4 protein-coding genes are annotated in these 4,123 nt (G+C 69.5%); all 4 read right to left on the bottom strand.

Features of this window, described 5'->3' with window-relative positions; all coding sequences use genetic code 11:
• Positions 1–170: 170 nt before the first annotated feature.
• Positions 171–380 (bottom strand): hypothetical protein, encoded by a 210-nt coding sequence (locus AB0M52_RS31595; RefSeq protein ID WP_363961275.1) that lies wholly within the window; start codon positions 378–380, stop codon positions 171–173.
• Between the two features lie 95 nt (positions 381–475).
• Complete coding sequence (locus AB0M52_RS31590; protein WP_363961274.1) at positions 476–2,047, bottom strand: replication initiator; 1,572 nt, start codon at positions 2,045–2,047, stop codon at positions 476–478.
• Between the two features lie 20 nt (positions 2,048–2,067).
• Positions 2,068–2,955: a DUF2637 domain-containing protein gene (locus AB0M52_RS31585; RefSeq protein ID WP_363961272.1), complete on the bottom strand. Its 888-nt coding sequence runs from the start codon at positions 2,953–2,955 to the stop codon at positions 2,068–2,070.
• Positions 2,952–3,299, bottom strand: coding sequence for an RRQRL motif-containing zinc-binding protein (locus tag AB0M52_RS31580; protein WP_363961277.1), 348 nt, complete (start codon positions 3,297–3,299; stop codon positions 2,952–2,954). Before AB0M52_RS31580 ends, AB0M52_RS31585 begins: the two co-directional genes overlap by 4 nt.
• Positions 3,300–4,123 lie beyond the last annotated feature (824 nt).

The raw sequence follows: 4,123 nt of genomic DNA, 5'->3' as shown, positions 1-4,123 counted from the left end.
GGTCGAGGGCGTGTTGGACGCCGCCGGTCTGCGGCTGCCGGCCACCCGCCCCGGACAGCGCGAGCGCCACCCCTAGCTAGGTGCGACTCTTCACCTTGGACAAGCCGTAGCCGAGAATCACGGCGACTTCGGCCGGGGAATGCCACCTCGGAACGATCTGGACCTGACTCCTATCCATGTGGTGCCTCCTTCGGGGTGAGGGTGATATAGGCGCGGCTTTCGCCGCTGTAGCCGGCGGTGCGAGTGCTGGTGCGGCAGGTGACCCGCTGGTGGCCGTAGTGCGCGACGAGTTGGGCGGCGATGGTGGCGGCGTGGGTGGTGACGGTGGCGGTCGGGCCGATGAGCCGGACCGCGATGAGGGGTCGGGGGCGTGTGGGCATGCCGGGCTCCTTCCGGATGGCCGGGTGGTCGGGTGGTTGGTGTGTCGCTGTGGAGTTGTCAAGGAACGGGTTCACGGGGCGTTGACACGTACGTGTCAAGCGGCCAGGGGTTGGGCGGCGGTCCGGTGGGCCGCCTGCTCGTCGGCCAGGGCGTCGAGTCCGGCAAGGTGTCGGGCGCGGGCGAGGGCGGCGGCGGTGTTGGCGAGGAGGGCGTCTCCGGTGCTGATCCAGCCGGTCGCTTGGTAGCCGAGTTCGTAGATGACGCGTTCGGCTTGTTCGTCGTCCCAGGTGTGGGGGTGGCCCTCGGTACGCCGCCAGATGGTGCGCTGCATGCGGAGGAAGCCGAGGGTGACGGAGAAGGCGCGGCTTTTGGTGGTGATGTGGCCGCCGTAGCCGAACTGGTGTGCCCACCGCCGCAGCCGGTGGTAGTCGGGGTGTTCGCCGAGGTCCCAGCAGGCGCGGATGAGCCGCCCGAGGTGGGTTCCCGGGTTGCCGTGGATTTCGACGGAGAGGTCGTCGACGCGGCGGAGGTTCAGCCCGGTGACCTCGGTGCTTTTGGTGACGTACTTGGCGATGTAGCCGGTGATTTGGGCGAGGTTGACTTCTCCGCCGGGGGCGTTGACGTGTTTGATGTCGAGGCCCTTGTCACCCCAGGCGATCCGCCATCCGTGCCCGTCGTTGGCGGGGTGCGATGCGGACGTGTAGGCGGTCTTGACGAAGGCGGCTCGTACGGCGTCGGCGAACATGTCCCGGCTGATCGCGGCGGGTGGTGGGACGATCGCGCCGGGGCAGTCGGGGTTCTCGCCGTCGAGGCGGATGAGGGCGTGGTAGTGGATGACGCCGCGTACCTGGAATTCGTAGACCTTGATGTAGCGGCGGCGCAGCTCCACGCCGGGGGCGCGGCCGAGTCGGCGTAGCTCGCGGTCGACTTGTTGGATGGTGCGGCGCCACAGTTCCGGGGCTTCGTGGTTCCACACGACCTGGCCGTGGTGGTCGTAGCAGTCCAGACACAACGGCTGCCCGAGCTGGTTGTCGCCGGCCTTGTGCCGGGTACCGCAGCGCAGCTCCCGGCCGTGGGGGCAGGTGCGGCCGAACGGGTGGCAGACGGCGGGGCGGCAGGTGCAGCCGTCCTTGCGCCGGCAGTCCGCGGAGTGAACCTTGATGACACGGTGGTGCACCGGCCCGAACGACGGGGCGGTGGCGGTGAGGAAGATGGCGATGTGTTCGTGCAGGGGTGGTAGTCCCCACCGGTCGCCTTGCAGGCCGGCTTTGATGAGGTGGAAGGTGTCGCGGCGGTACAGCTCCGCGCAGGACGGGCAGACCGAGGCGCGGCGGTTGCCGCAGGGGGTGTAGATCGCGCCGTCGGGCATGTCGTCGGTGTCGACGGTGGCGACCCGGTTGCCGTCGCCGTCGGTGACGTGGATTTGCCCGGCCAGCCGGATCGGGTGCTTACACGCGGACGCGGCCCGGACGTGGTTGAGCCATTCGGGGTAGTCGGGGTCCTGGGCGCGGGCACGCCCGGACGCGACGGTGCGGGGATCGTGACCGCGTATCCAGCCGTCATCAGCCGGGGTGCGGGTGGTGCGGGTGGGGGTGGCCCAGGGCCAGTAGCCGGTGTCTGCGTCGGCGCATGCTCCCGTGCCCGAAACCGTGGTGGTTTCGGGCACGAGAGGCAACGTCGAGGAGGTCACGCGGTGGCTCCCACGGCAGTGCCGTTATGCGGTTGGTGGTTGACAGTCGGTTGGTTGGTCAGGGCCGTGAGGATGTCGGCGGCCGTGCTGGTCGGTACGCGGAGCCGGACGGCGAGTTGACCGGCGGTGATGGGCTCACCGTGGGCTTTCTCGTGTGCGGCGGCGACGATCCGGGCGTTGGGCAGCAGCGCTGCCGGCGGGCCGGTGGTGACCGTCGCGGGCACCGGGGTTGCCGGGGTCGGGTCCGGGCCGGTGGTGTCCGGGGTGGGCTCGACCGTCGTCGGAGTCGGGGTGTCCTCGCCAGAGGTGGGCAGGGTGATCGGCTCGTGGATGGGTGCGGGTTCGTCGGTGGGTGTGGTGGCCGGGGTCGCGGCGGCCGGGCGGACCGTCGGTGAGGCGGGGATGTCGGTTGACGGGGCCTCAGCGAGGGTGGCCGGCGTGGGTGCCGGGACGGTTTCGGTTGGCCGGTTGGCGTGTTTGTTGGCGAGTAGCGCGGCGGTGGCCTTGAGCATCAGGCCGTCGACGGCGAGGGGACCGAGCCAGACGACGAGGGTTTCCTCGTTGTAGTGGTCGAGGAGTCCGGACAGGTGCCGGTAGGACACGAACGCGGCGACCAGGGCCACGGGCGGGAAACCGATCCAGCGGAGCAGGTTCCATCCCATGCCGGTCGGCCATGGGGTGCGGGCAAGGATTTCGATGGCGATGAACAGGAACAGCGGCCACACGATCGCGGAGACGACCTTGCCGGGTTCCGGGCTCCAGTTCTCCGGAGCGTCGTCGGGGGCGATGAAGGAGTGCGCGATGTTCGCGGCGACGGACACGAGTCCGCCCAGGGTGAGGCCGAGGTAGGCCCATCCGCGCGAGGATCGGTTGGTGGTTGTCATCGGTTCACCTCGGAGGTGCAGTCGAGGCAGGAGCCGGTGCGGCGGGGGATGTAGTAGGGCTTGATCTCTGCGCAGGTGGGGCAGGTACGCCGCGCGGTGAGCGCCTTGTCGATGGCCGCTCGTTGGGCGGGGGTGGCCCTGCGCTTGGGCTGGGCGAGGTCGAGTCGGTAGAGGTAGGCGACGCGCTTGCCGCGACGCCAGAGGATCTGCGCGGCGGGTTCCTGGCCGCCGGGGCGCAGGTGACGCTCGCGCAGTTGCCGGCGGGTGAGCAGGCCGGCGGGGGCGAATTTGTAGGGGTAGGTCGGCAGGCCGTAGCGCTCGCCGGTCGGGTCGTAGAACACCATCGGGTCCTCGGAGTCGTCGTCGGCCTGGTCCTGGTCGTCGTCATCACCGGCGGTGCCGGTGGTGAAGGTGGGGTGTTCGTAGGTGTCGCGGTCGATGTCCTCGGGCAGGAACGCGGATCCGCAGGCCGCGCACACGATGGGGGCCTGCTCGAAGGCCGCCGTGGAGATGCGCAGCTTGCGCGGGCACTCGCACTCACACGAGATGCCGTTGTTGTTGTTCGTGCGGGTCTTGGCTTCCCCGGTCGGTTCCGGATGCCGGTAGAAGCGCAGCGCCTCACCAAGGCTGGTGATGGTGGCCCGGTAGCGGGCGCGGGTGAGGTCGGTCAGGGCGCAGGGCGAGTAGCCGAGCTTGTCGTCCTTGGTCGTGGACATGCCGAGTTCGGCGGCGAGGGTGGCGAACTTCTTGTTGTGCCAGCGGCCCTGCCGCGACGTGTCCTGAATCCTTCGCACGTCGGCGAGAGCGTGGGTGGCCTCGTGCAGGAGGGTGGTGAAGATGGCTTCCGGTTCACGGGACAGGCCCTCACCGGAGATCAGGATTTCCGGCAACTGGGTGTCGCCGGCTTGCCAGCGCAGGGCCGCGAAGTGGCCCCACTTCATGCCCTGATTGGGCTTGGAGGGAGAGCCGGAGCCGACGACGATGACCGCCGCCGGAACCTCGGAGTGCTGGCCACGGATCGCGTTCCACGCACCTTCCAGCACGGCGATCAGAGCGGAAGTGGAGATGTCGGTTTGACACGTACGTGTCAGGTCGGTGATCTGGGCAGCGGTGGTCATCGGGTCACCTCGGCGGGAAGCGCGGTGGACAGCCGTTTGCCGGTCAGGTC

This window comes from Micromonospora sp. NPDC051296, assembly GCF_040682255.1.
GTDB classification, from domain to species: Bacteria; Actinomycetota; Actinomycetes; order Mycobacteriales; family Micromonosporaceae; genus Micromonospora; species Micromonospora craterilacus.
This window is presented reverse-complemented; position numbering and strand designations above follow the sequence as displayed.